This is a genomic window from Paenibacillus sp. Soil766, from assembly GCF_001428105.1.
Lineage (GTDB): Bacteria > Bacillota > Bacilli > Paenibacillales > NBRC-103111 > Paenibacillus_E.
The window spans coordinates 287,633-311,143 of the sequence record NZ_LMSJ01000058.1; the positions used below are offsets into that span (position 1 = coordinate 287,633).

22 protein-coding genes and 1 riboswitch are annotated in these 23,511 nt (G+C 44.9%); of the genes, 3 read left to right on the forward strand and 19 right to left on the reverse strand.

Annotated features, from left to right (window positions below; translation table 11 throughout):
• Positions 1–18: 18 nt before the first annotated feature.
• The 14 genes from ASG89_RS35955 to ASG89_RS32370 all read right to left on the reverse strand — a co-directional run bounded on the left by ASG89_RS35955 (position 19) and on the right by ASG89_RS32370 (position 14,054).
• Positions 19–1,194, reverse strand: coding sequence for a nicotinate-nucleotide--dimethylbenzimidazole phosphoribosyltransferase (locus ASG89_RS35955; protein ID WP_057315443.1), 1,176 nt, complete (start codon positions 1,192–1,194; stop codon positions 19–21).
• A 23-nt stretch (positions 1,195–1,217) separates the two neighbouring features.
• Positions 1,218–1,994: an ABC transporter ATP-binding protein gene (locus ASG89_RS32310; protein ID WP_057315444.1), complete on the reverse strand. Its 777-nt coding sequence runs from the start codon at positions 1,992–1,994 to the stop codon at positions 1,218–1,220.
• A 5-nt stretch (positions 1,995–1,999) separates the two neighbouring features.
• Positions 2,000–3,037 (reverse strand): FecCD family ABC transporter permease, encoded by a 1,038-nt coding sequence (locus ASG89_RS32315; RefSeq protein ID WP_057315445.1) that lies wholly within the window; start codon positions 3,035–3,037, stop codon positions 2,000–2,002.
• Positions 3,037–4,047, reverse strand: coding sequence for an ABC transporter substrate-binding protein (locus tag ASG89_RS32320; protein ID WP_057315446.1), 1,011 nt, complete (start codon positions 4,045–4,047; stop codon positions 3,037–3,039). The genes ASG89_RS32315 and ASG89_RS32320 overlap by 1 nt, the downstream gene beginning before the upstream one ends.
• Before the next feature lie 338 nt (positions 4,048–4,385).
• Positions 4,386–4,539, reverse strand: a riboswitch (cobalamin riboswitch).
• Positions 4,540–4,571: 32 nt separating this feature from the next.
• On the reverse strand, positions 4,572–5,102 hold the full coding sequence (locus tag ASG89_RS32325) for a hypothetical protein (RefSeq protein WP_057315447.1): 531 nt from the start codon (positions 5,100–5,102) through the stop codon (positions 4,572–4,574).
• Positions 5,103–5,165: 63 nt separating this feature from the next.
• Entirely contained in the window at positions 5,166–5,432 is a 267-nt protein-coding gene (locus ASG89_RS32330; protein WP_057315448.1) for an aspartyl-phosphate phosphatase Spo0E family protein, read from the reverse strand.
• A 68-nt stretch (positions 5,433–5,500) separates the two neighbouring features.
• The gene (locus ASG89_RS32335) at positions 5,501–6,703 is read right to left on the reverse strand and encodes an aminotransferase class I/II-fold pyridoxal phosphate-dependent enzyme (protein ID WP_057315449.1); all 1,203 of its coding nucleotides are present in this window, start codon (positions 6,701–6,703) and stop codon (positions 5,501–5,503) included.
• A gap of 15 nt (positions 6,704–6,718) precedes the next feature.
• The gene (locus ASG89_RS32340; RefSeq protein ID WP_056609404.1) at positions 6,719–7,210 is read right to left on the reverse strand and encodes an Lrp/AsnC family transcriptional regulator; all 492 of its coding nucleotides are present in this window, start codon (positions 7,208–7,210) and stop codon (positions 6,719–6,721) included.
• Between the two features lie 198 nt (positions 7,211–7,408).
• On the reverse strand, positions 7,409–8,329 hold the full coding sequence (gene cysK / locus ASG89_RS32345) for a cysteine synthase A (RefSeq protein ID WP_057315450.1): 921 nt from the start codon (positions 8,327–8,329) through the stop codon (positions 7,409–7,411).
• Positions 8,330–8,392: 63 nt separating this feature from the next.
• A complete protein-coding gene (locus tag ASG89_RS32350; protein ID WP_057315451.1) occupies positions 8,393–9,619 on the reverse strand; it encodes an MFS transporter in 1,227 nt (408 codons plus the stop codon).
• A 124-nt stretch (positions 9,620–9,743) separates the two neighbouring features.
• A complete protein-coding gene (locus tag ASG89_RS32355) occupies positions 9,744–10,244 on the reverse strand; it encodes a hypothetical protein (RefSeq protein WP_057315452.1) in 501 nt (166 codons plus the stop codon).
• 138 nt (positions 10,245–10,382) lie between these two features.
• Positions 10,383–10,802: a DUF350 domain-containing protein gene (locus tag ASG89_RS32360; protein WP_057315453.1), complete on the reverse strand. Its 420-nt coding sequence runs from the start codon at positions 10,800–10,802 to the stop codon at positions 10,383–10,385.
• Between the two features lie 118 nt (positions 10,803–10,920).
• Complete coding sequence (locus ASG89_RS32365) at positions 10,921–11,601, reverse strand: PspA/IM30 family protein (protein ID WP_057315454.1); 681 nt, start codon at positions 11,599–11,601, stop codon at positions 10,921–10,923.
• Positions 11,602–11,693: 92 nt separating this feature from the next.
• Positions 11,694–14,054: an endonuclease MutS2 gene (locus ASG89_RS32370; protein WP_057315455.1), complete on the reverse strand. Its 2,361-nt coding sequence runs from the start codon at positions 14,052–14,054 to the stop codon at positions 11,694–11,696.
• Positions 14,055–14,295: 241 nt separating this feature from the next.
• On the opposite strand from ASG89_RS32370, the gene ASG89_RS32375 reads away from it, so the two are divergent.
• Complete coding sequence (locus ASG89_RS32375; RefSeq protein ID WP_057315456.1) at positions 14,296–14,664, forward strand: phage holin family protein; 369 nt, start codon at positions 14,296–14,298, stop codon at positions 14,662–14,664.
• 173 nt (positions 14,665–14,837) lie between these two features.
• Complete coding sequence (locus tag ASG89_RS32380; protein ID WP_057315457.1) at positions 14,838–15,260, forward strand: cupredoxin domain-containing protein; 423 nt, start codon at positions 14,838–14,840, stop codon at positions 15,258–15,260.
• Between the two features lie 61 nt (positions 15,261–15,321).
• Here the strand turns inward: ASG89_RS32380 and ASG89_RS32385 are convergent, their stop codons facing one another.
• Positions 15,322–15,999, reverse strand: coding sequence for a transposase (locus ASG89_RS32385; RefSeq protein ID WP_082593745.1), 678 nt, complete (start codon positions 15,997–15,999; stop codon positions 15,322–15,324).
• Positions 16,000–16,518: 519 nt separating this feature from the next.
• Between ASG89_RS32385 and ASG89_RS36875 the strand changes: the two genes are divergently transcribed.
• On the forward strand, positions 16,519–16,791 hold the full coding sequence (locus tag ASG89_RS36875; RefSeq protein ID WP_157276889.1) for a hypothetical protein: 273 nt from the start codon (positions 16,519–16,521) through the stop codon (positions 16,789–16,791).
• 59 nt (positions 16,792–16,850) lie between these two features.
• Here the strand turns inward: ASG89_RS36875 and ASG89_RS32390 are convergent, their stop codons facing one another.
• From ASG89_RS32390 to pheS, 4 genes are all read right to left on the reverse strand, one after another.
• Complete coding sequence (locus ASG89_RS32390) at positions 16,851–17,405, reverse strand: CvpA family protein (protein WP_268795692.1); 555 nt, start codon at positions 17,403–17,405, stop codon at positions 16,851–16,853.
• Between the two features lie 7 nt (positions 17,406–17,412).
• A complete protein-coding gene (zapA, locus tag ASG89_RS32395; RefSeq protein ID WP_057315459.1) occupies positions 17,413–19,749 on the reverse strand; it encodes a cell division protein ZapA in 2,337 nt (778 codons plus the stop codon).
• 94 nt (positions 19,750–19,843) lie between these two features.
• Positions 19,844–22,336 (reverse strand): phenylalanine--tRNA ligase subunit beta, encoded by a 2,493-nt coding sequence (pheT, locus tag ASG89_RS32400; protein WP_057315460.1) that lies wholly within the window; start codon positions 22,334–22,336, stop codon positions 19,844–19,846.
• A gap of 26 nt (positions 22,337–22,362) precedes the next feature.
• Positions 22,363–23,397, reverse strand: a complete 1,035-nt coding sequence (gene pheS / locus ASG89_RS32405) for a phenylalanine--tRNA ligase subunit alpha (RefSeq protein ID WP_057315461.1) — start codon at positions 23,395–23,397, stop codon at positions 22,363–22,365.
• Between the last annotated feature and the right edge of the window lie 114 nt (positions 23,398–23,511).

A 23,511-nucleotide genomic window follows, 5' to 3' on the forward strand; every position in this document is an offset into this window, starting at 1 on the left:
CCTCCGTCTCTCTGTCTGTTACTCCCTCGAAACGCCTGCGCTTTCGAAGGTCGCCATTTCCTTCATGATCTTGCCTGCGGCATCGATCAAGTTGAACACAAGCACTGCTCCTGTGCCTTCGCCCAGTCGCATATCCATTTGCAGCATCGCTGCGAGGCCAGTCGATTCGAGCACCTTCCTATGTCCCTGCTCCTGCGATAAGTGCGAGGCGAGCATGTAGGACGCGCTTAGCGGAGCTAATCGGCTCGCCACGAGCGCCGCGGTCGACGAGATGAAGCCGTCGACAACAACCGGGCAGCGATGCTTCGCTGCGCCCAGAATCACCCCAACGAGCCCGGCGATCTCCAAGCCGCCTACCTTACTCAACACCTCAAGCGCATAATCACCGCTTGAGCCAGCACTTGCACTTGCACTTGCACTTGCACTTGCACCTGCACTCGCACTTGCACTTTCTCTCGCACCTGCACTTGCACTTGCACTTGCACTCGCCTCTGTCACCCCTGCCTCACGCCCAAGCAACCCATTCACGGCCAACGCCGTATTCACAACCGACTGCTTGTGCAGCCAAGTCGCATCGTCGATGCCCGTCCCACGACCCACAGCGAGAGCAGGGTCTAACCCCGTCAACGCACACAAGATAGCTGCGCTCGCCGTCGTATTGCCAATCCCCATTTCACCCGTAGCGAAAAGTCGGTAGCCTTTTGCCACCAAATCGTCCACAATTTCACTGCCTGCTACAATCGCTTGAGTGGTCTCCTCCAGGGTAAGTGCCGCTTCCTTCGCCATGTTGCGCGTGCCTTTTCTAACTTTACGAGAGACGAGATTGGGATGCTCTAAATCTGCATTAACCCCCATATCCACACAAACCACATCAGCTCCGGCATGTCTAGCAAGGACATTAACAGCAGCCCCGCCATAGAGGAAATTAAGCACCATTTGCGGTGTCACTGCCGCTGGGAAGGCACTGATGCCTTCCTCACAAACACCATGATCACCAGCCATGACAATAACCGCCTTTTGCTCAAAAGTCGGCATCACTTCACCTGTAATCCCTGCTACTTGGCGTGCAATATCCTCAAGCTTTCCCAAGCTTCCTTGCGGCTTCGTCAATTGGTTCAAATGGTCATTGGCTTGAAGAGCCACCTCTTGATGGATAGGTGCAATCGCGTTAATCAAATTATGTAAATTGTTCATTATCGTCTTCCTCCGAACTTTCATTATTTTCCAGGTTGTAATAAAATCTGCGGTACTTCACTCACAGGATGCTTAAGTACAATCGGCTCTGTTCCGTATACTTCAGCTATTTGTGTACTCGTAATAATTTCGGCAGGCGTTCCAATGGCGGTTACTCGCCCCTCATGGACAATCATCAATCTCGTACAATACTGCGCTGCCAAATTCAAATCGTGCAAAACAGCAATAACCGTTAGTTCCGACTCTTGCTGCCAAGAACGTATATAATCCATCATCTGTATCTGATAACCGATATCTAGAAAGGTAGTCGGCTCATCGAGCATGAGCAAGCTTGGTTGCTGGGCCATCACCTTGGCCAGAGCAACCCGTTGACGTTCTCCACCACTCAGACGCTCAATCGTACGATCTATAAGCCCTTCCAGCTCAAGCTTTGTGATAATGGCATCAATAAGTCCATCCGATTCAGCCATATCTTCGCCAAGCCAATTTTGGAACGGATAGCGTCCCATTTCAACGACTTCACGAACCGTGAAGCCAACTGGTGGCAATGCATCTTGCTGAAGAACAGCGAGCCACTTGGCTAATTCTTTGCGTGAATACGAAGAAACCTGCTTTCCTTTTAAAAGCACATTACCATGCATGACCGGATCCATGCCGGATAGGAGTCGCAGCAACGTTGATTTTCCGCTGCCATTAGGACCAATAATCCCAAAAAACTCCCCCTGCCCGACCTCAAAGCTCATACTATTCAACACTTGTTGCTCTCGAAAGCTCTGAAAGAGCCCCTCCACTTGAATCATTGTGATCAACCTCTTAACGTTTTCTTATCTTTATGGAGCAGATAGGCAAAAAATGGTGCACCTAGAAATGCAGTAATGACCCCAAGTGGAATTTCCGTAGGACTAAGTAGTGTTCGAGCCAACGTGTCTGCCCATAAGACATAAATCCCACCGCCAATTGCAGATAAAGGAATGATGAGTCGATAATCTGGACCTACCAACATTCTCACCAAGTGCGGCACAATCAGGCCAACAAAGCCGATTACCCCTGCCACAGACACGGCTGCAGCTGTGATCAACGTCGAAGCGATCAGTACGATCAGTTTCGTACGCTCAACATGTACACCAAGATGTGCAGCCTGACGCTCTCCTAAGGCTAGCAGATTTAATGATCTCGCATAGCTTAGCAGAATCACCATACCGATTAGTAGATAAGGTAAAATCATATACGTATATGCCCATCCACGCATCGCTAGACTGCCCATGAGCCAAAAAATAATTTCATTAACCGTTTGATTCGAAATCGAAACTAAGAACGACACAAACGCCCCTAGAAAGGCTTGCATCACAACGCCGGATAGAATCAGCGTTTCCATCTTTAGCTTTCCTTCAATCATGGCTAGCTTCAAGACCAGGAACAGAGAAATAAGCCCCGTCGCGAAAGCCATAATGGGGATCGACCATTGCCCGAACCAAGCGAACTGCAACCCAAAATAAATAAGAACAGCAGCCCCAACAGAAGCTCCTGAAGATACGCCCAACGAGTAAGGATCGGCAAGCGGATTGCGCAGAACCCCCTGAAAACCAGCACCAGCTATGGAGAGTACAGCCCCTACAAGAATACCCAGTAACACGCGAGGAATTCTTACTTTATTAATGATTTGTTCCGAAGATTGCGGCCAGTTCACCTCGATGTGACTACCTATCCAAGGTAGATGTTTCGCCAGAATCCCCACGATCTGTGAAATAGGGAGTTGCGCTGACCCAATGGATAAACTCACTACAATAGAAAGAAGAAGGAGTATAATGCCTACTCCTCCTCCAAGCATCAATTTTCTTTTCATTACTTCACCAATTCAGGATAGATCCCTTTCGCCATTTCCAGTAGACCATCCGTCAATCTCGGACCTGGGCGACTTACGGAGTTCTGGTCAAGACCTATCACACGTTTATTTTTCACGGCGTCAATCGCATCCCACCCACCGCGTGTACGAATAATCTCTTCTAATGGTTTCTTGCTCTTGATATCGACGATCCCATTTGCGAATAAGATGACGTTCGGGTTCTGTTGAATGATTTTCTCTTCACTGATTTGATACCAGCCCGCTTTATCCGCAGCAACGTTAATTCCACCTGCGATTGTAATTAATTCATCCATGAACACACCGCTTCCTACTGTCCAGCCCGGTGCAAACTCCATATACACTTTTTTCTTATTCTCTTGCTTCACATCTTTTACAGCATCGACAACTTTCTGACGGTCTGCCTTCATTTTGGCGATAACTTTCTCCGCTTGCTCTTGATGATCCGTAATGAGTCCAAATGTTTGAATATTGTTAATCGCATCATCAAGCGTTTTGGGATCTACTTTAAAGACGTTAATGTTCACCGCACGAAGATCATCAACTGCTTTAGCATCCATAGAAATACCACTGATAACAATACTCGCATTCGCAGCAATGACTGCTTCCATATTAGGCTTCGTAATGCTGCCTAGCTTCGGCTTCGATTTAGCGGCTTCGGGATAATCATCGAAGTCCGATACACCGACAATACTCGCTTCAAGCCCGATCGCAAACAGCGACTCTGTCTCAGACGGCGACACGGATGCGATTCGTTCTGGTGCTTTGTCAAACGTAAACTCTTTACCTGTCGCATCTTTTACTGTCAAAGGGTATGTCGTTTTCTTCGCAGCGGCCGGTGTTGCCGAGGTTACTGGCTCCTTCGTCCCCGTCCCGCCTAGTTTCGATGGATCCGAAATTTCTGTTTCCTTCTTCGCACAAGCCGCTAACGAGATCGCGGTCGCCACCACTAATGTAAGAATTAGACCCTTTTTGAAATTGCTCTGTTTCATCACTTAAACCCTCTTTTCATTATTTTGGTTCTACAGCCAAATGAGACAATTGTCTACACCGTCCTTCTTGGAAGGTAACGATTCTTTCTTTTGCATTCATTCTCAGGCTGGGTAGCTTTTGGGGATTAACTGGATTTTCTACATCTATTTCTTTTCGCTTGAATTAGCTGCAGAAAATCCAGTTATTCGCTTGATCAGGATGCCCTAGGGTTGGCAACATAGCCAAATAAAAAAGTCCCCTTGTTCACTAGGAACGAAGGAGACGATAAATCGCGGTATTGGGCAACAGACGAACATGTGCTGCTTCCTGATTTAACGCGATCCTTTTCCTCGAAGGATGTTGTATCGGCACCATAGGCAGGTATCCTGACTCTCCAGCCTTTCACAAGACTGAAATACAGTGGCGGGACCGCGCCGGATTTGAACCGGCTTCCCCTTAACTAATAAGGTTCCAATTGGAAGCTTACTAGTACCTATAGTTGCAAATTATAGATTCAAGCTATTTGTCGATTATAAAGCTTCTCTTATTTTTGCGCAATAATTTGGATGACTTTCAACGCCTCGTCCATTTTCGGAGCATTCTGAGGAATGAACGCATATAAGCCTTTACCTTCAAAGCCCTGCTCTTTCATCCATTTGTTGCCGGTAAGTGGGATGCCATACAAATGCTTCTCCGCCGCCTTACCTTCTTCTTTAATTTCGATTACCCCATCTGGATAATCCTTAGGATTAATGATGCTATCCAAAGAAACAAATCCCGCTTGGTTACTCAAGCCTTTGAACTGTTCTTCTCCTAAGATGAAGATCCCGTTACCACCAGCCGCTAGCTCAACAATCATTTTTTCCAGTGAAAAAATAGGAGATGTATTCAGCTTTACTGTAGGAAGCTCCCCAACCTTATCTTTCAAAGACACTTCCAACTTTTCCGCCGCTTCACTTGGGAACCCGTTAGGTCCCATCATGAATACCGATACATCTGCCTTCGGTCCACCACAAGCCGTCATCAGCATCAACATCATTCCTAGCATGACAACCAATAACCATTTTGCCTTCATGTATGTAATTCCCTCCGTCAAGTACTCTCTCTATTTATCGATAGTCGCCAGAAAAGTCGGTTTTCACCGACTTTTCTTTCCAGATGTCATATATTCATTTATTTTGTGATCCAGCATCGTACTTAATTCAACAACAGCATCAGATGTCATTTCTCGACCTTCCATGACCATCTGTTCCATTTTTCGTCTCAACGTATGGATCTCTTCTTCAAGTAAAGCTAGGGAATTTTGCTTCTTGGCATTTCTGGTCAGCCAACGCTGTCCGAAATCTTGCTCGCGAATTTGAAATTGTTTTTGAAAGTTAGTAAGCTGATATTCCATAAAAGCCATGCTCATCCCTCCTTACTCTAAGAATAACAGCTTTCTTCCATAATGAACATATGATTTTACAAAGAATATTATAATTTCCTTAAGAAATTACCGATTCTCTCTAATGCTTCATTCAGCTGGGAAACACTATAGGCATAAGAGCACCGCAGAAATCCTTCTCCACCTAGTCCAAAGACATCACCAGGCACTGCAGCCACCTTAGATTCATATAAAAGTCGTTGCGCGAATTGTTCGGAGGTTAATCCCGTTGCCACAATGCTAGGGAACGCATAGAATGCACCTTGTGGTTCATGACACTCAAGCCCGACTTCACGGAAGCCTTTGACAACCAATCGTCTCCGTTGATTGTAGGATTCAATCATCCGATCTTTCTCTTCCAACCCATTCGTCAATGCTTCATGAGCGGCTACTTGCCCCATGACAGGTGCACACATGACTGTGTATTGGTGAATCTTGGTCATTGCCGAGATTAGCTCACGGTGACCACAAGCATAGCCCATCCGCCAACCTGTCATTGCGAAAGCCTTCGAGAATCCGCTGACGAGAATTGTCCGATCCTGCATCCCCGGAACTGCTGCGAAGCTCACATGCTTCTGACCGTACGTCAATTCTGCATAAATTTCATCGGAAATAACGATTAGATCATGTTCTTCTACAACTTTAGCAATCGGCAGCCAATCTTCATACGTCATAATGCCGCCAGTTGGATTACTAGGATAGCATAGAATTAAAATTTTGGATTTGGGCGTTATCGCAGCACGAAGTGCCTGTTCGGTCAGTTTGAACTGATCCTTTGCATAAGTTTCGATCCCCACTGGCACACCACCACTAATGGCAGTGATTGGCGAGTATGAGATATAACATGGCTCCGGAATCAGAATCTCATCCCCAGGTGTAACAAGTGAACGCAATGCTAGATCAATAGCTTCGCTGCCGCCTACTGTTACAAGGACCTCGTTCGATGGCTCATACTTCACTTTAAAGGAGGTATACAAATAGTTCGCAATCGCTTCGCGGAGCTCAGGAATACCCGAGTTTGGCGTATATTTCGTTCTGCCGCGTTCCAAGGAATGTACAGCTGCTTCACGAACGTGCCACGGTGTGGAAAAGTCAGGTTCGCCAACACCTAGGGAGATGATGTCCTCTTTACTATTGTTTACGAGATCAAAAAACTTCCGAATCCCTGACGGCTTCATTTCTCGCACCGCAGGAGCGAGGTAGTCTTTCATCGATTTTTTGCTTGATTGAATCGTAGTCCCATCCTTGATCATAGCGCTACCTCTCCCTTACGGCGAAACAAGCATTCGGTGATCATCTTCTTGATCTTCGAAAATAATGCCGTCTTGTTTGTATTTTTTCAAAATAAAATTCGTTTTTGTAGAAAGCACACGGTCGATTGGCGACAACTTGTTGGAAACAAACGAAGCCACCTGTTTGAGCGAGCTCCCCTCAATCTCAACGAGTAAATCATAAGCTCCAGACATGAGATAAACCGATTTGACTTCCGGATATAAATAGATCCGTTCCGCAATCGCATCAAACCCGCGCCCGCGCTCCGGCGTAATTTGCACTTCAATTAGGGCGGTAACCTTTTCGTCATCTACTTTGCTCCAGTTCACAACTGTCGCGTATTTGACAATGACCTTATCCGCTTCCATCTCGCTTATCGCTCGCGCAACTTCGGCCTCCGCCGTTCCTAACATGGTGGCGATCAGATCCGCGCTCCTGCGGGCGTCTTCCTTTAGTAAATCGAGAATTTTAAGCTTCAAAGTATCCATGGTTAAACCTACCTTTCTGAGATATGTTTCATTCATCCATTCATCTTACAATGAATTGCTGTCCTAATTCAATTACTGATCGCAGAAGAAAGGCAGAATATTTATATATATTTGAAAATTCCACTTTGATTGGCATAATAAAAGCCACTGGATACCCATCCGAGTGGCTCTTTGCTTCCAAATTCACCTCTTTCAAGGTTAAAAGAGATCCATACTTAAATATCGCTCACCTGTATCTGGTGCTATACACAGCACGCGCTTTCCTGCCCCGAGCTTTCTTGCAACCTGCATCCCCGTCCATACTGAGGCTCCAGCAGAAGGACCGACAAGGATGCCTTCCTTGCTCGCCAAATCCCTCATCGTTTGGATAGCATCCTCATCTGCCACCTGTACAATCTCATCATAGATGCCTGTGTTCAAAATAGCCGGAACAAAGCCTGGACTTGTCCCCACAAGCTTGTGTGGTCCAGGACTTCCACCAGACAGTACAGGTGACCCTTTCGGCTCCACCACATAAATCTGGATATTCGGCAAATGCTCCCGAAGGACTTCACCCGTCCCTGTAATTGTACCTCCAGTTCCTGATGTAGCAACAAAAGCATCCAGCCTGCCCTCCATTTGCTGCAAAATTTCAGGCGCAGTTGTCCTTCGATGAATACTTGGATTCGCCGGATTCTCAAACTGCTGAGGGATAAAGCTTCCGGGAATTTGATCCCGTAATTCCACAGCTTTCGCAATTGCACCTGGCATCCGCAAAGCGGCTGGCGTTAGAACGACTTCGGCGCCGTAGGCTTTCAAGATATTTATTCGTTCCTTGCTCATATTGTCAGGCATAATCAAGATGGCCTTATAGCCCTTGGCCGCTGCGTTCATCGCGAGTCCGATCCCCGTATTTCCGCTTGTCGGCTCAATGATAGTCGCTCCTGGCTCAAGTTGTCCTGACTTCTCAGCCTGAACAATGAGATTCCATGCAGCTCGGTCCTTCACGCTTCCACTCGGATTGAAATATTCCAATTTCACGTACAACTCAGCGACCTCGCGTTCCAATAAACGATTTACACGCACCGCGGGGGTATCTCCGATCAGCTCTGTGATGCTATTCACCATTTTTGGCGACATTGGTGCCCCCTCCTCATCCCATATTCATGCTACTCATATTTTCATACCGAAACCCAGTCACTGTCAAGGCTTAGCTGTCGGCAGCTGATTTCTAATGAATACCCACGAGAAGAATGTTGAGCTTCCGATTACGAGTAATAGCACATTAATGACAATCGGCTCCTTACTCCAAGAAATAACACATATAAATAACAGTACGCCGCATACGCGCCCAACGTTCAGCGATAATTCACGCAGGACAATGTACTCTTCCCGTTGTTTCGCACTTTCATCATCCGATCCAATCAAATCAAACACTGCGGATACCATTGGAATCGAGTACATTGGAAAAAAGAGGGCAGAACCAATCCCAAACATCAACAAGGTGCTGAATGTTACTTTCCAAAAAAATGGCAATATTACGAGCACAACCATGACCGAACCGATAAACATACTCATTTTACGAAAAGATGGACGAATGAAACGCCCTGCTGCCCAGAAGCTCACTAGCGCGACAGAAGAAGTAATTAGAGCGAAATTACCTAAACTTGCTTCACTTGAAGTCGATATGTACACGAGCAATCCAATCATAAATCCAAATACACCCTCACGCACTCCTTGAAATAGTAAAGCCAGACTCACTCGCTTCCAAGGTGTTTTGGGTTGCCTAAGGATTCGCAGAGACAGGAGCCATTCGTATTCTCCGCTCAACTTTCTTTTCTTCAGAAAAAAACTAATCACGACGCCTAATAGAAATATGCCTAGCGAGATGGAGAAAATGAGACGATAGCCAGCTCCATCCCCCAAATTAACGATGAGTAAACCTGAAATCCACGGCGCAATAATACCAGCACCCGCACCCAATAGGCCAACCCAACCATTGAATCGATCCCGATTATCCGGATCTGTCACTTCAAAGTAAACAACGTTGAAGGCAATCCAGAACAAGCCTACAGAGATTCCTTGGACCATGCCTAACCATACGAAGTAGTGGACACTGCTCTTCCCCATCCAAAGCACCAGCATGTAAAAACATGCTGAAATGGATACACCAATACGCAAGCAATTCATCTTATTGTGTTCTTTCACCCACTTTCCTGCCAACCAAAAGGTAATGGCCATTGTCAAATGGGTCGTTAAGGTGAACCAGCCGATTAACGTAAAATCATTTTTGGCTTTCCATAAGTAAACGCCGACGAACGTACCTGATAAAGCATTGGCTCCGCCAAATAGCGCATGAACAACTAGCAGTAGGATCGCTTGAGCATCCAACTTCCCTTTGCTACTCACATTCGTTTGATTCGTTTGCATACTCCTCCTCCTAACTAAGACCGAATATGGGCTCTTGTTAAGCTTCCCCTTTGGAGTGAAAATATGAGGCACATGTACGCAAAAAAACCGAATCCACGAGGACTCGGTTTTAATTCCAACAATCTTATTCTGATTTGATACGTTCAACCATCAGTAATCGGTCCGTATCTGAGAGCACTTTTTCAACCCTAAAACAAGAAGGACACACATAGACATCAGTCGTGAAAGGGCCTGTTAAAAACGCACTCCCCAACGTTTTGGGAATACTAGGTGTAAAGGAAGCTCCGCTTGTTACTTCAGTTCCAGCAAGGAGCAAGAACTCATGACAACTGGAACACTCGGGTGCTTCTTCTTGTTCATCTGATATTTGTTGAACCTTTTCGCCATATTTATCAAGCGGCTCATCGGAATCATCCCAAGCCAATGATAAATCCTCATCGGATTCGGCATATTCTTGCTCATTGAAACGAAGCTTCTGCCCTGTCTGCTTAACCTTCAGATCAATGCTGCGGTAATCATTCAATTCATTAAAACAGTGCGGACACTCGTCTTCAGGACCAATCTCGGGATCCCACACGATCTCGGTTTGACACCACGGACATACGACTTCTTCATTGCTACTCATTGCGAAATCCTCCAGCTAATTGCATCTAGGCATATTTCCATACATAATAAACCCCTGCCGCTACAAATACAAGCGCGATAGCAAACAAGGTTCCCCACAGGTATTTCATTATTCAAGCCTCCAAGACTATGTATGATACTATGTTACACATGCCCCAATTACATAGGATAAGGAGACAGATATCGTCAAGGATAAGAAACCTACCGCACGATTATCCTTCTTAATTTCCTCATCTATTTTGAAATAAGGGGTTAGGAACTCAAAAATAAAGTACGCAACCAACAGCAAAACGAAGCCATACCCGGCCCAAACGAGAGAGTGAATCATGGTATCATTGTTTAAAATGGCGAAACGGAACAAGTTGCAAATTCCAAAAATTTTCCCGCCAGTTGCCATGGCGACCGATAGATTACCTTTTTTAATTTCAGCCCAATCATCATACTTCGTAACCATTTCGAAGATGGTAAGGAAAACAACAAGCGCGACCACTGCTACAGCAAAAAAAGCTAGCGTAGCTAAATACGGATTACTTAACAAGACATCCACCTCTTCGTTCATATCATCTCCTGCCTTCCTTTACACAAGTAGAGAGACTGAAACTAACTCCCTTATTCCCTATATATGGTAGTAGAGACTGAGTAAGACTCAGTCTCTCGCAGGTACAACTAGTATAACATTAGGATTGTTTTTTTTCAGCAAGCTTTGCACGCATAGCTGCCAATTCATCATCAATCCCGCTGCTGCTTGCGCCTAAGCCATCCAGCTCATCGTCTAAGCTGCGGTTTTTAGCACGAATCTCACCGCTAGCTTGTGCTTCAGCTTCCATTTGCAGGACTTTTTCACTCATGCGATCAAAGCCCTTAGCCGCATTGTCTGTCCCAAAGCCCGACATTGCTTGGTTGATTTGTTTTTGTGCTTTTGCTGTTTCAGCGCGAGCAATTAACAAATCCTTCTTGTTTTTCATTTTCGTGAACTCGTCTTTCATCTCTGTCAATTGTGCACGAAGCTGGTCCGCACTCGTTTTGGACAGATCATATTGACGTTTCAATTCATCATAACGACCTTGATGTTCTTTCTTATCTTGCAGTGCGCGGCGGGCTAGGTCTTCATTCCCCGCTTCAAGAGCTTTCATCGCTTGCTCTGTACGTTTTGTTACCATCTCTTCAGACTCTTCCACTTGCAGCTTGAACTTCTTCTCAATGGCAATTTGCTTCGCTACTGCGGATTCTGCTTCTAAGATATCTTCTTCCATATCACGTAAAAACTGATTTAACATTTTGACAGGATCTTCTGCCTTATCCAATAAATCGTTAATTGAAGCCATAGTCATATCACGAAGTCTTTTGAAAATTCCCATCTAAAATTCCTCCTAAGGTTTAATACTCTTTTATATCTATTTCATACGCATCACCGTAGAATGAGTTTCAAAAAGGATTAAAAATTTAAAAGTTATTTCAATTCGACAACCGTAACCCCAGCTCCACCTTCATTGTAGTTACCCATTCGATAGCTTTTCACGTGTCGATGCCGCCGTAAATACTCTTGCATTCCGGTTCTAAGCACACCAGTGCCTTTCCCATGAATTAAATACACTTGGCCAAAATTACTCAGAAATGATTCATCTAAGAAACGATCTGCCTCAATCAAAGCTTCTTCCATATTCATGCCGCGCATGTCCAATTCCATTTTGACATTATCATCGCGAGTTCGCTTGAGAGTCGTGGCTACCTTCTGCGGTTGCTTAGACTGTGGCGCATTGCCGGTTTTCTCAAGATTAGATAATTGAACCTTCATCTTCATAATACCCAGCTGGACATTGGCTTCGGTTGATCCGACAAGATCCACAACGTGTCCCCTTTGTCCTAATGAAATGACCCGAACTTCATCCCCTGCTTCAATTCGCTCAGGGCGTTTCTTCAAAGCACGCACTTGCTTGCTGCGCAGTTCCGGTGTCGCTAGATCCAGACGTCGCTTCGCCTCAACTAGCTTGTGGTCCTTAACTCCACCGGCTTCTTCCAGTGCCATGCGGCGCAGATCCGCTATGACCTCGTCGGCCTCGCGGCGGGCTTTGAGAACAGCTTCGCGTGCATCGCGCTCCGCTTTCTCGAGAAGCTTATCGCGCTGCTCGTCGAATTTGAGCTGCTGAGCTTCAAGCGATTTGCGCATTACTTCAGCTTCTTTACGCAGCTCTTCCGCTGCGTAACGCTCAGATTCCGCGATCAGACGATTCTCCTCAAGGGATGCAATCATAGACTCAACGCGCTGATCTTCCTCTCCTACTTGCGTACGAGCATGTTCAATAATGCGACGCGACAATCCAAGTCGTTCAGCAATAGCAAAAGCATTACTTCGTCCAGGAACACCAACTAACAAGCGATATGTAGGACTAAGCGTTTGAATATCAAACTCCATGCTTGCGTTAATCGTGCCTTGCTTTTGATATGCATATGCCTTCAATTCCGAATAATGCGTTGTTGCGATGATGCGGCAGCCAATTTGATGAATATAGTCCAAAATTGAAATCGCAAGGGCGGACCCTTCCGCAGGATCTGTACCCGCGCCTAGCTCATCCAGCAACACTAAGCTTTTCGGTGTCATATCCCGTAAGATGCTAATGATGTTCGTCATATGACTGGAAAATGTACTTAAGTTCTGTTCAATACTTTGTTCATCGCCAATATCCGCATAAATGGCATCGAATACGCAGAGTTGCGTACCTTCTTCTGCAGGTACAAAAAGTCCAGACATTGCCATCAGACTCAGAAGTCCAACAGTTTTAAGCGAAACAGTCTTACCGCCTGTATTCGGGCCTGTGACGATAATTTGTGAGTAATCGTTACCCAGCTCCAGATCAAGCGGTACAACGACATCTGCCGCGATAAGCGGGTGTCTTCCTCTTTTAATCTTGATAAATCCTCTATCATTCAATCTAGGCATTGTAGCCTTTAATTCTCTAGCTAAACCTGCTTTGGCAAAAGTAAAATCAAGCTCTGCCAACTGATCCACATCCAGAACAAGCACTTCCACTTGTTCAGCAACTAGCTCAGTCAATGCTCGCAGAATTTTCTCGATCTCAGCTTCTTCTTTAAATTTGAGTTCACGAATTTTATTATTTAATTGCACTATGGCATCTGGTTCTATATATAGCGTCGCACCTGAAGCCGATTGATCATGAATCATACCACCAAAGCTAGAGCGATACTCTGACTTAACAGGAATAACAAAACGATCATTCCTAATTGTAATGAGCACATCCTGCAGCATCTTCTGGACAGAAGAATTACGAATCATTTGTTCCAATCTTTCACGAACTCTACCTTCACCTGTGCGAAGCTCACTTCGAACGCGCCCAAGTTCAGGGCTTGCACCATCTACAACCACTGCATTCTCATCGATGCAGCTATTAATTTTATCTTCTAGTTGTTTATTTTCCGTTAGCAACTCCACCTGCGCCTTTAACATAGGAATCGCATATTCCTCATGGGCAGCAAGTACAAATCGCTTCAATCTACGCGCTCCAAACATCGTCGTTGAAATCTCAAGCAACTCTGTTGGATTCAGCATTCCACCTATTCTAGCCCTATGCAGAGGCGCACGAATATCTCGGATTCCTCCGAAAGGTGCATTCCCCTTTAACCTCTCTACATTTACCGCCTCATCAGTAGCTTGTAACCGAAGCTTAACGAGTTCGAAATCGCCTTTAGGCTCCAGCTTCTCAGCTGCCTCTTTACCTAATGATGTCGAAGCATGGTGAGCTACTTTATGTAAAATCTTCTGATATTCTAATGTTTTTATTATTTTCGGATTCAATGTTCCAACCTCTTTTCTCTAACCTATATTATAAACCAAATAGATCCTGATTAGCTACGGAGACAATGATTATATGGAAGATAACGCCTGCCATAATTATTACAAACTTGGTTACACTAAGTTGTGCATCTACTCCTTTGCCAAAAGGAATCGCAAATCATCACAATCAAAGCATTTTGCTCAAAAAATCGCTTTCTTGTCAATGGTGACATGCCATGACAGAAAGAAGGAGGTTCACGACATGCATCTTCTTGGACATCTGGTTAGGTTTATTGTTTCAGCTTTGGTTTTAATGTTTGTTAGCTGGTTAGTTCCCGGGTTTAAAGTCGGTGGTTTCTGGAGCGCATTTTTCTTGGCGCTTGTTATCGCAATCGCGGCTTGGATCATTGAAGGAATCTTCGGTAAACAAATCACTCCTTTTGGCAGAGGTCTCGTAGGTTTTATAGTGAGCGCATTAGTCATTTGGGCAGCTCAGTTTATTGTGACCAATGTGTCTACGAGTATGATAGGTGCCATTTTAGCTGCTTTAGTCATTGGGATCATCGACCTATTCATTCCTGTAAAAACCCCTTTCGAACAAGGGCTCACAGGCAGAGAAGATCGTCGATAAACTTGTCAGTTTCCATAACTGATAGCTAAGGTAAGCAAAAAAAAAGATCGGCCTGCAGCGTTCTCACTCGCCGGGCCGATCTTTTCTTTGTGGTTTCACCAGTTTGTCACTGTATTTTGGAAATAGGTCGTGTACAATAATGAGGATATCATTATGTATACGGAGGGGTACCCATGAAAAAAATTACAATTCTTATGATGGGACTAGTAGTACTTATTGCCATCACAGCATGTGGAAACAAAGACTCCAAAACAACACCAGAAGGTTCAGCTACACCAGCAGCATCTACACAAGCTACTTCGGCAGCCACAGCTTCACCAGCTGCAACCGGAGGACAACAAGTTGTATTGAAAGCCACAAATTTTCAATTTGATAAAACTGAATATCGTATCAAAAAAGGCGAGTCTGTCACAATAACACTCGACAATTCTCAAGGTATTCACGGAGCATCCATTAAAGAGTTTAATATTAACCTCAACAACGGTAATAAAACCGCTACTTTTACACCAGATAAAACAGGTTCATTCCCGATCACTTGCTCCATCATGTGCGGATCAGGCCATTCGAGTATGAAAACGACTCTTATCGTTGAATAATTACTAGTTCTTGCTCAATTAAACCTTGTCACGATTTCTGTGATAAGGTTTTTTCTTTTTTTCAGACGACTTGAAAATATCGTAAAAAATGCGGATACAAAAAAACAGATAAGAACGCATGCATCCATTTTTTAAACATATCTACTTCTGCAAATTTAACGTTTCTTGAAGTCCTAAATAGGAACCTTGTTAAAATACTCGTATTTTTCTTAACTCTGATATTTTTCGCTTCACTCTTTGGTTGCTCATTGCTTGTTATGGACTCATCAGTTAGCTTTTCTGCCTTATAATACCCCATACGGGCGTATTGCTTGTGTAAGGCTATTTGAATTTTTTCAAGTATCAACTTCGCCGTCCGATAGTTCACATTAAGCAACCTTGCAAAGGCTGGAATCGAGTAGATCATCTCATCTTGAATTAATATGCGAATGGCTTTGAACCAGATTAATAAAGGCAACTTAGATTTATGCATGACGGTTCCAGTAGTGATAGATATTTGAGCGCGGCATTCCTTACATTCGAGTAAACTGCGCGTCTTCACTTTATAAAATGAATAATGATCACATTTGGGACAAGAGAACCCATTTGCCCAACGACTACTCATTAAGAATTGCTCACAATCTTCCTCTGATTGGAAAGCATTCTCCATTGAACCTATTAGATGCATGTCCATTTCCGAATCCACCCCATCAGAAGAACTTGTGTTCTTATATTTATTATATCTAACATTTGTTTCCATGTAAAGAAGAAAATGTATATTTTAGCGAGAGTACTTCGGAGTTTCATCTTTTCTGAGATATCTACAATTGTTGTAGTTCACTTTGTTTAAACATAATTTTATTGCAGCACTAGTGGGGGCTCGTATGGAAAGACGATTTGTAGCTGTTTTGAATGGCGGTGGAACCTTGAAGGATGAAGTGGGCTCGATTCGGATTGATTCATCGCTTACCTGATTTGTGCGTTACAGAGAGTCCTTTCGGTGCAATGTTGCGTTGCGGGCTCGCTTTGGATTGATTCGTTGTTTACCTGATTCGTTCGGGACAGGAGTCCTTTCGGTGCAGTGTAGCAATACGGGCTCGCTTTGGATTGATTCGTTGTTTACCTGATTTGTTCGGGACAGGAGTCCTTTCGGTGCAGTGTAGCGATGCGGGCTCGCTTTGGATTGATTCGTTGTTTTTAGAAATTGGATCCCACATATGTTGAGAAGGTTCCTGAATGTCATTTCTGTAGAGTGTGAATGTGTTATGTATTGGGGAAAATGACTAAATTTGAAGTTGTAGATACTTCAGAAAAAGTATTTTGCAATGTAGTTGCCCCCACGGCCTACCAACTCTACTTCTACTTCTACTTCTACTTCTACTTCTACTTCTACTTCTACTTCTACTTCTCCCCCTACCACCACCAATACTACCTCTCACTCTCCATCATCATTCCTCATTCCACATTCCTCATCCCTCATCCCTCATCCCTCATCCCTCATCCCTCATCCCTCATCCCTCATCCCTCATCCCTCATCCCTCTCGCATTATAAGATGTCTGCGCGCAAAATAAATAGAAACTACCGCTTTTTTTTGCAAAAGGCAGTAGTTTCTATAGGGAGATTCCTTGTTTCCACAGGTCATGAAGTTTGCCTGCTACCTGCGGCAGGTCGTTAATTAAATAAGGAGCTATGGATGAGCTTGCTAGAAGCTTCTGAGGGCCATCTGAAGGGATGATGGTCATGACGTTCACAGCAATTACAATGATGAGCAGCGCTTCCGCTAGCCCCAGTAATGCACCGCTCCAACGGTTGATGACGCTCAATCCCGGAGTTTTGGCAAGAACGTTCAATGCTCTTCCAATAATCATTAGTGCAAGTTTAACACCAAAAAATAGGAGCGCAAAAGCAATGGCATTTAGAATATAAGTATCTAAATTAAGTCCTTTTACGATGAATTCGTATTTTTGATAATTTTGATATGTTGGTAAAGCGATCGTACTCTTGAGGAAAGGAGCAAGGTCCTTGTAAAAATAAAACGCAACAAGATAAGCGAGGATCATACCTGAAATCGAAACGATCTGAGAGATAAATCCTCTAAAGTAGCCAATTAACAGTCCTAAGGCAATGACCGACATTAAGACGTAATCAAGTAGGTTCACTGTCACTTTAGCGCTACCCAATTGGACTATCAGCTTCTACAAGCTCAATCCATTCGTTGTATTCGATTTGAAGCTTCGCATATTCTTCAAGCAATTTGCGGTATTCCTCTTTGACCGCGTGAAGTTCTTCTTGTTGAGCTTCATCGTTCATACTCAGTTGTAGGATTTCTTCCTTTTCCTGCTGAGCTTGAGCCCAAATAAGTTCTTTCTCTTCTTCGAACTCTTGAGTGCGTGTATCTCGCTCCGCCTGCATTTGTTCAAGTAATTCTTCTATTTTCCTTTGATAATGCTGAATGATCGTTGACTTCTGTTCATCAAGTTGCCGCTGGAACGTTGCTTGTTGTTCTTGATAGTGACCTTCTAGATCACCCTTCGCTTCTTCAAACCGTCGAGCTTTAGCCTCTTCTTCTTCCTGATATAACAACGCGAGCGAGTCAATATCCTCTTGATGAGTGCTTGCTGCAACTTCTAATTCTGCTTGATGTTTCTGTTTTAACACATGAATCTCAGCATGATGGCCGCGCACGATGGCTGCTATTTCGTTGTGATTTTTCGTATTGTTCGACGTTAATTCGTCTCGGTGTTGCTTAGATAGCGATTCCAATTCATTTTGATGCTTCTCTGAAATTGAACTCAACTCATTTTGGTGCAGCTCCGAAATTGCATGCAATTCATTTTGATGGTTTTCAGTAATTGCACTCAATTCATTTTGGTGGTTCTCAGAAATTGCACTCAGTTCAATTTGGTGTTGGTTTTTGAGAGAAGCCATCTCATTTTTATGATTTTCTGTCAGAGACGCAATCTCGAAATGGTGCTCGTCAATTTGATTAGCTAATTCACTTTGGAGTTTATCAGTAATTACTGTTAACTCTGATTGGTATTCTTCTGAAATTGTTTCAATTTCATTGAGATGACTATCTGAAATAGCTACTAGTTCCTCTTGATGCTTTTCCGTTAAAAGTGCTATAGCTTCCTGTTGCTCTTCAGTCAAAATTTCAATTGCAATTTGTTGTTCCTCTGCCAAAAGTGCTATTGCAGCTTGATGCCCGTTAGTAAGTGTCTCAATAGCAGATTGATGCTCTTGTTTCAAAGACGCTAGTTGAGCTTGATGTTCTTGCACCATGGAGGCTTGTACTTCTTTGTGCTGCGCATTTATGGATTCGATTTGTACTTGGTACTGTTTATGGATGCCGTCGATATCAGAACCGATTTGATTAGACATCAGTGCCAACTCTTCTTGGTGCTGGAGTTCTGCGTTTTCTTTATCTTGCAGATGTAACTGAATAATTGATTGTTTCTCTTCCTGAAACTGTTGGTGCAGGGTATCATTTTCTCTGCGATGCGTCTCCACGATGGCAGCCAGCTCAACTTTATGCTGTTCAGTTAGCTTCAAAAGCTGTTGCGATTTATGCTGCTGCGCTTGCTCAAGTTCTTGCTTGCTTTGTTGATGCTGCTGTTTTTCCTGCTCGAGCTTCTGTTTGCTTTGTTGATGCTGCTGTTTTTCTTGTTCTAGTTGCTGCTTGCTTTGTTGATGCTGTTGTTTTTCTTGCTCAAGCTTCTGCTTGCTTTGTTGATGCTCCTGTTTTTCTTGTTCAAGCTGCTGATTGCTTTGTTGATGCTGTTGTTTCGCTTGCTCAAGCTGCTGTTTACTTAGTTGATGTTGTTGTTTTTCTTGCTCAAGCTGCTGTTTAACTTGTAAGCTTTGGCGCTTCTCCTGGTCTAACTGTTGCTTGATTTGATCTACTTGTTTATTAACTTGCTCTTGTTGTTGTTTCGCTTGATCGATCTGTTGTTTCGTTTGATCAATCTGTTGTTTGGCCTGAGCCTGCTGTTGTTTCGCTTGTTCGAGTTGCAACTTGGTTTGGTCTAACTGTTGCTTTCCAAGTTCATACTTCTGTTTCATTTGCAGCATTTGCTGATTCGATTGTTCTTGTTCTTGTCTTGCTTTTATCATTTCTTGCTTATGTTGTTTTTCAAGTTCTGGGATTTGTTCCAGCTTTCCGTTTTGCTCGGCGAGTAAGGCTTGGTTCTTGTCATCCTCTTGCTTTAATTCATGATACCGCGTTGTAAGCTTCTCGTAGGCGATTTTCGTCGCTTCCTGCTCTTTCTGAACTTTACTTAGCTCTTCCAAAATTTCATTCATTCGGAAGCACTCATCAGCCATGTTTACTGCGGCTAAAACAGCGATACGCTGCGAATCCAAACGGGGGTAACCTTTAGCAATACGAAACATTTGGTCATTCACATATTCAGCAACACGCTTCATATGATTCGTGCTTGTATCTGCTTTAAGCTTGTATTGGTGTCCATATATATCAACAGTAATTCGTGTTTTATCTTCAATAGTCAATTTTAAATCCTCCCTTAAGATGAAAGGCTGGCCCTATCGAGAATAATTTCGATAAGACCAGCCTATATTCCTGCAACCTATAAGGAAAGTTACACTATTTTCTTAACTCAGCCTCAAATTGTTGTTCAAGTGTTGACACAACTTTGGCGTGGAGTTCAGTTACTTCTTCATCCAGCAAAGTTCTGTCTGCATGACGATACACAAGTGCGATTGCTACGCTCTTACGATTAGCACCAAGACGCTCTCCTGTATAGATATCAAACACTTGGATTGACTCCAACAATTCCCCTGCAACTTCAGAAATCGCTTGTTCCATAAGTCCAACAGGGACGTTTGTATTCACCACTACTGCAATATCACGTCCAATAGACGGATAGCGAGGCAACAGCTTATAAACAATTTCGTCGCCGGCAGCTTCCAAGATAGGCGCTAGTTCAACTTCAAGCACATACGTGTCATCCAAATCACGCTGTTGTTGCGCGGTCGGATGCAGCTGACCAACACGACCAATTACTATTGGACCTTCAGTAGAAGCAAGTGAGATTTCAGCTGTACGACCTGGGTGGAAACCTTCTGGCGCTGCTGATGTGTAAGTCAGACCTTTAATGCCAAGATAATGAACCAACCGATCGAAAATCCCTTTGATATCGTAGAAATCAACAGCTTCTGACTTCTGAGCCCAGTGTGATTGGCGACGTTTGCCAGTCAGCACGATAGACAATATCAGCTTTTCTTGCGGTAGAACCGTAAGGGCTGCTTCATCCGTAATGAATGCTTTGCCAATTTCGAAAATGGCGACATCGTCCATCGTACGATTGCGATTATAGCTAACAACATCAAGCAAATGCGGTACTAAGCTTGTGCGCAGCTGACTGCGGTCCTCGCTCATCGGCATCGCGAGTAGAATTGGCTTCGCAGTCGGGTATAGACCAGGGATCGCATCTACTTGCGCTTGAGGATTCACTTCAGCACCAGCGCCACCGTGTGAACGCGGGTTTGTGAAAGAATACGTAATCACTTCGTTCAATCCGCTTTGCGTCAAGATATTCCGTGTAATCCGGCGGACGGATTGTTCCTTGGATAGTGACCCTGGCGTCGTAACGCCGGTCATCAAGGTTGTCGGGATGTTATCGTAGCCGAAGAGACGTGCTACTTCTTCGATCAAATCAACATCACGTGTAATGTCTCCGCGGCGGCTCGGCACATGTACGAGCAGCTTGCCTTCGCCAGCTTGCTCGAATGTGAAATGCAGGCGCGAAAGGATTTGCTCCATCTCGGACAAGGATAGCGATGTACCGAGATAGTTGTTCACGCGGTCAGCCGCCAGCTCAATGCTGACCGACTTGTGCGTTCCGCTAGCGGCTTCTACGATGCCGTCAGCGACTTTACCACCTGCGTATTGCGCAATCAGCGCAGCAGCACGGTTCAGTGCCGGAATCACTGATTCCGGGTTCACTTCTTTTTCGAAGCGAAGGCTCGCTTCTGAGCGAAGGCCCAACTGGCGTGATGTGCGGCGCACGGAGCTGCCAGCGAACTTGGCGGATTCAAGCAGAATCCGCGTTGTGCCCTCAGTCACTTCGGAGTTCGCGCCGCCCATAACACCAGCGATCGCTACAGGCTTGGTGCCGTCCGTGACGAGCAGCATGTGCGGCTCTAGGGTACGTTCCACATCGTCAAGCGTGACGAGCTTCTCGCCGGCTTCAGCGAGTCGTACGTCGATGTGACCGTTATTCAGCTGCTCCACGTCGAACGCGTGAAGCGGCTGGCCGTACTCCAACATCACGAAGTTGGTGATGTCGACGATGTTGTTGATAGGGCGGATGCCCGCAGCCATCAAGCGGTTCTGGATCCACAGCGGAGAAGTGCCCACGCGTACGCCTTCGATCAGGCGAGCCGCGTAGTGCGTGCACTGCTCAGTCGCTGTGATCTTCACACTGATGCGATCAGCAGCTTTCACGCCGGCAGTTCCTGCCGCTTGCAGCGCAGCTTCTGCATCAGGCAGCTTCACTTCGCGGCCAAGGATCGCCGCGATCTCGTAAGCCGCTCCGAGCATGCTCAAGCAATCGGAGCGGTTCGGCGTCAAGTCGAGCTCCATGACTTTGTCGCTTATCGCCAATACATCTAGAATCGATTGGCCAATTTCCGTGTCCTCAGGCAATACCAAGATGCCCTCTTGAATTTCTTTTGGAAGCAATTTGTCGTTAAGCCCTAGCTCTTTCGCGGAACAGATCATTCCTTGTGATTCCACACCGCGCAGCTTCGCGCGTTTAATTTCTAGTCCGCCTGGAAGGACGGCACCGATCATCGCGACAGGAACCTTTTGCCCAGCATCAATATTTTTGGCCCCGCATACGATTTGCAAGTCTTCGCTTTGTCCAGCATCAATCACACAAACGCTCAGTTTATCTGCGTCAGGATGCTTCTCGCGGGATTTAACGAACCCGACAACAACATTGGATACACCTTTATTACGATCCTCGACGATATCCACTTCGATACCGCTGCGGGTTAATTTTTCAGCTAATTCCTGGGCTGTGAAGCCTGTTACGTCCACATATTCGGATAACCATTGATAAGAAACTTTCATGCTTTATACCCTCCTTTTCCTAGTGCTTACACATGTAAAAATTGCTTTAAGAAACGTAAATCATTTGTATAGAAATGACGAATATCTTCGATACCATATTTCAACATAGCGATACGCTCAACACCCATACCGAATGCGAAGCCTGTGTATTCCTTCGGATCATAGCCACCCATTTCAAGAACGCGCGGATGAACCATGCCTGCTCCGAGAATTTCCAACCAACCTGTTTGCTTACACGTACGGCAACCTTCGCCGCCACACATTGCACAGCTTACGTCCACTTCAACACTCGGCTCTGTGAAAGGGAAGAAGCTAGGACGCATACGAATTTTGGTCGCTGGGCCGTACATTTCTTGTACGAATTGAAGCAATGTCCCTTTGAGATCACTCATCCGCACATTGCGGTCAATGACCAAACCTTCAATTTGTTGGAACATGTGAGAGTGAGTCGCATCGTCGTCATCGCGGCGGTATACTTTGCCTGGGCAGATGATTTTGATCGGAACTTCACCTTTACGCTTTTCCATTGTTCTTACTTGAACAGGGGATGTTTGCGTGCGCATCAAAATTTCTTCCGTTACATAGAACGAATCCTGCATATCACGAGCTGGATGATCCTTAGGCAAGTTCAAAGCTTCGAAGTTGTAGTAGTCTTGCTCAACCTCCGGCCCCTCCGCAACGGTGTAGCCCATCCCGATAAAAATATCTTCAATCTCTTGAATAACCTTGCTTAGAGGATGCACTGCACCTTGCTGTGAAGGACGTCCTGGCAACGTAACGTCGATCATCTCAGCACGAAGTCTGTTCTCTGTCTCTTGCTTCGTGTAAGCTGCTTGTTTCTCTTCAATAACAGCTTCAATCGCTGCACGGACATCATTCGCCACTTGGCCGATGACCGGTCTTTCTTCTGCACTTAACGCGCCCATGCCGCGAAGAACCTCGGTTAACGGTCCTTTTTTACCCAAATATTTAACTCTTAAATCGTTCAGCTCCTGCTGACTTGCAACAAAGCTTAGCTCCTGCAGCGCTTCCTGCTTCAAAGCCTCTAACCGCTCTTTCATCGAAATCCCTCCTGATTTAGGCCTCTGAATCACCCTTTATGAAAACACAAAAAAGACTTTCCGCTCCCTCGCAAGGGACGAAAAGCCGTGGTACCACCCTAATTAGATTCATCT

What these genes read in the sequence shown, in the direction of transcription:
- ASG89_RS35955 (WP_057315443.1), bottom strand. Translation starts at nt 1,194, where the DNA reads ATGAACAATTTACATAATTTGATTAACGCGATTGCACCTATCCATCAA.
- ASG89_RS32310 (WP_057315444.1), bottom strand. Translation starts at nt 1,994, where the DNA reads ATGATTCAAGTGGAGGGGCTCTTTCAGAGCTTTCGAGAGCAACAAGTG.
- ASG89_RS32315 (WP_057315445.1), bottom strand. Translation starts at nt 3,037, where the DNA reads ATGAAAAGAAAATTGATGCTTGGAGGAGGAGTAGGCATTATACTCCTT.
- ASG89_RS32320 (WP_057315446.1), bottom strand. Translation starts at nt 4,047, where the DNA reads ATGAAACAGAGCAATTTCAAAAAGGGTCTAATTCTTACATTAGTGGTG.
- ASG89_RS32325 (WP_057315447.1), bottom strand. Translation starts at nt 5,102, where the DNA reads ATGAAGGCAAAATGGTTATTGGTTGTCATGCTAGGAATGATGTTGATG.
- ASG89_RS32330 (WP_057315448.1), bottom strand. Translation starts at nt 5,432, where the DNA reads ATGGCTTTTATGGAATATCAGCTTACTAACTTTCAAAAACAATTTCAA.
- ASG89_RS32335 (WP_057315449.1), bottom strand. Translation starts at nt 6,703, where the DNA reads ATGATCAAGGATGGGACTACGATTCAATCAAGCAAAAAATCGATGAAA.
- ASG89_RS32340 (WP_056609404.1), bottom strand. Translation starts at nt 7,210, where the DNA reads ATGGATACTTTGAAGCTTAAAATTCTCGATTTACTAAAGGAAGACGCC.
- cysK (WP_057315450.1), bottom strand. Translation starts at nt 8,329, where the DNA reads ATGTCGCCAAAAATGGTGAATAGCATCACAGAGCTGATCGGAGATACC.
- ASG89_RS32350 (WP_057315451.1), bottom strand. Translation starts at nt 9,619, where the DNA reads ATGCAAACGAATCAAACGAATGTGAGTAGCAAAGGGAAGTTGGATGCT.
- ASG89_RS32355 (WP_057315452.1), bottom strand. Translation starts at nt 10,244, where the DNA reads ATGAGTAGCAATGAAGAAGTCGTATGTCCGTGGTGTCAAACCGAGATC.
- ASG89_RS32360 (WP_057315453.1), bottom strand. Translation starts at nt 10,802, where the DNA reads ATGAACGAAGAGGTGGATGTCTTGTTAAGTAATCCGTATTTAGCTACG.
- ASG89_RS32365 (WP_057315454.1), bottom strand. Translation starts at nt 11,601, where the DNA reads ATGGGAATTTTCAAAAGACTTCGTGATATGACTATGGCTTCAATTAAC.
- ASG89_RS32375 (WP_057315456.1), top strand. Translation starts at nt 14,296, where the DNA reads ATGCATCTTCTTGGACATCTGGTTAGGTTTATTGTTTCAGCTTTGGTT.
- ASG89_RS32380 (WP_057315457.1), top strand. Translation starts at nt 14,838, where the DNA reads ATGAAAAAAATTACAATTCTTATGATGGGACTAGTAGTACTTATTGCC.
- ASG89_RS32385 (WP_082593745.1), bottom strand. Translation starts at nt 15,999, where the DNA reads ATGGAAACAAATGTTAGATATAATAAATATAAGAACACAAGTTCTTCT.
- ASG89_RS36875 (WP_157276889.1), top strand. Translation starts at nt 16,519, where the DNA reads ATGACTAAATTTGAAGTTGTAGATACTTCAGAAAAAGTATTTTGCAAT.
- pheT (WP_057315460.1), bottom strand. Translation starts at nt 22,336, where the DNA reads ATGAAAGTTTCTTATCAATGGTTATCCGAATATGTGGACGTAACAGGC.
- pheS (WP_057315461.1), bottom strand. Translation starts at nt 23,397, where the DNA reads ATGAAAGAGCGGTTAGAGGCTTTGAAGCAGGAAGCGCTGCAGGAGCTA.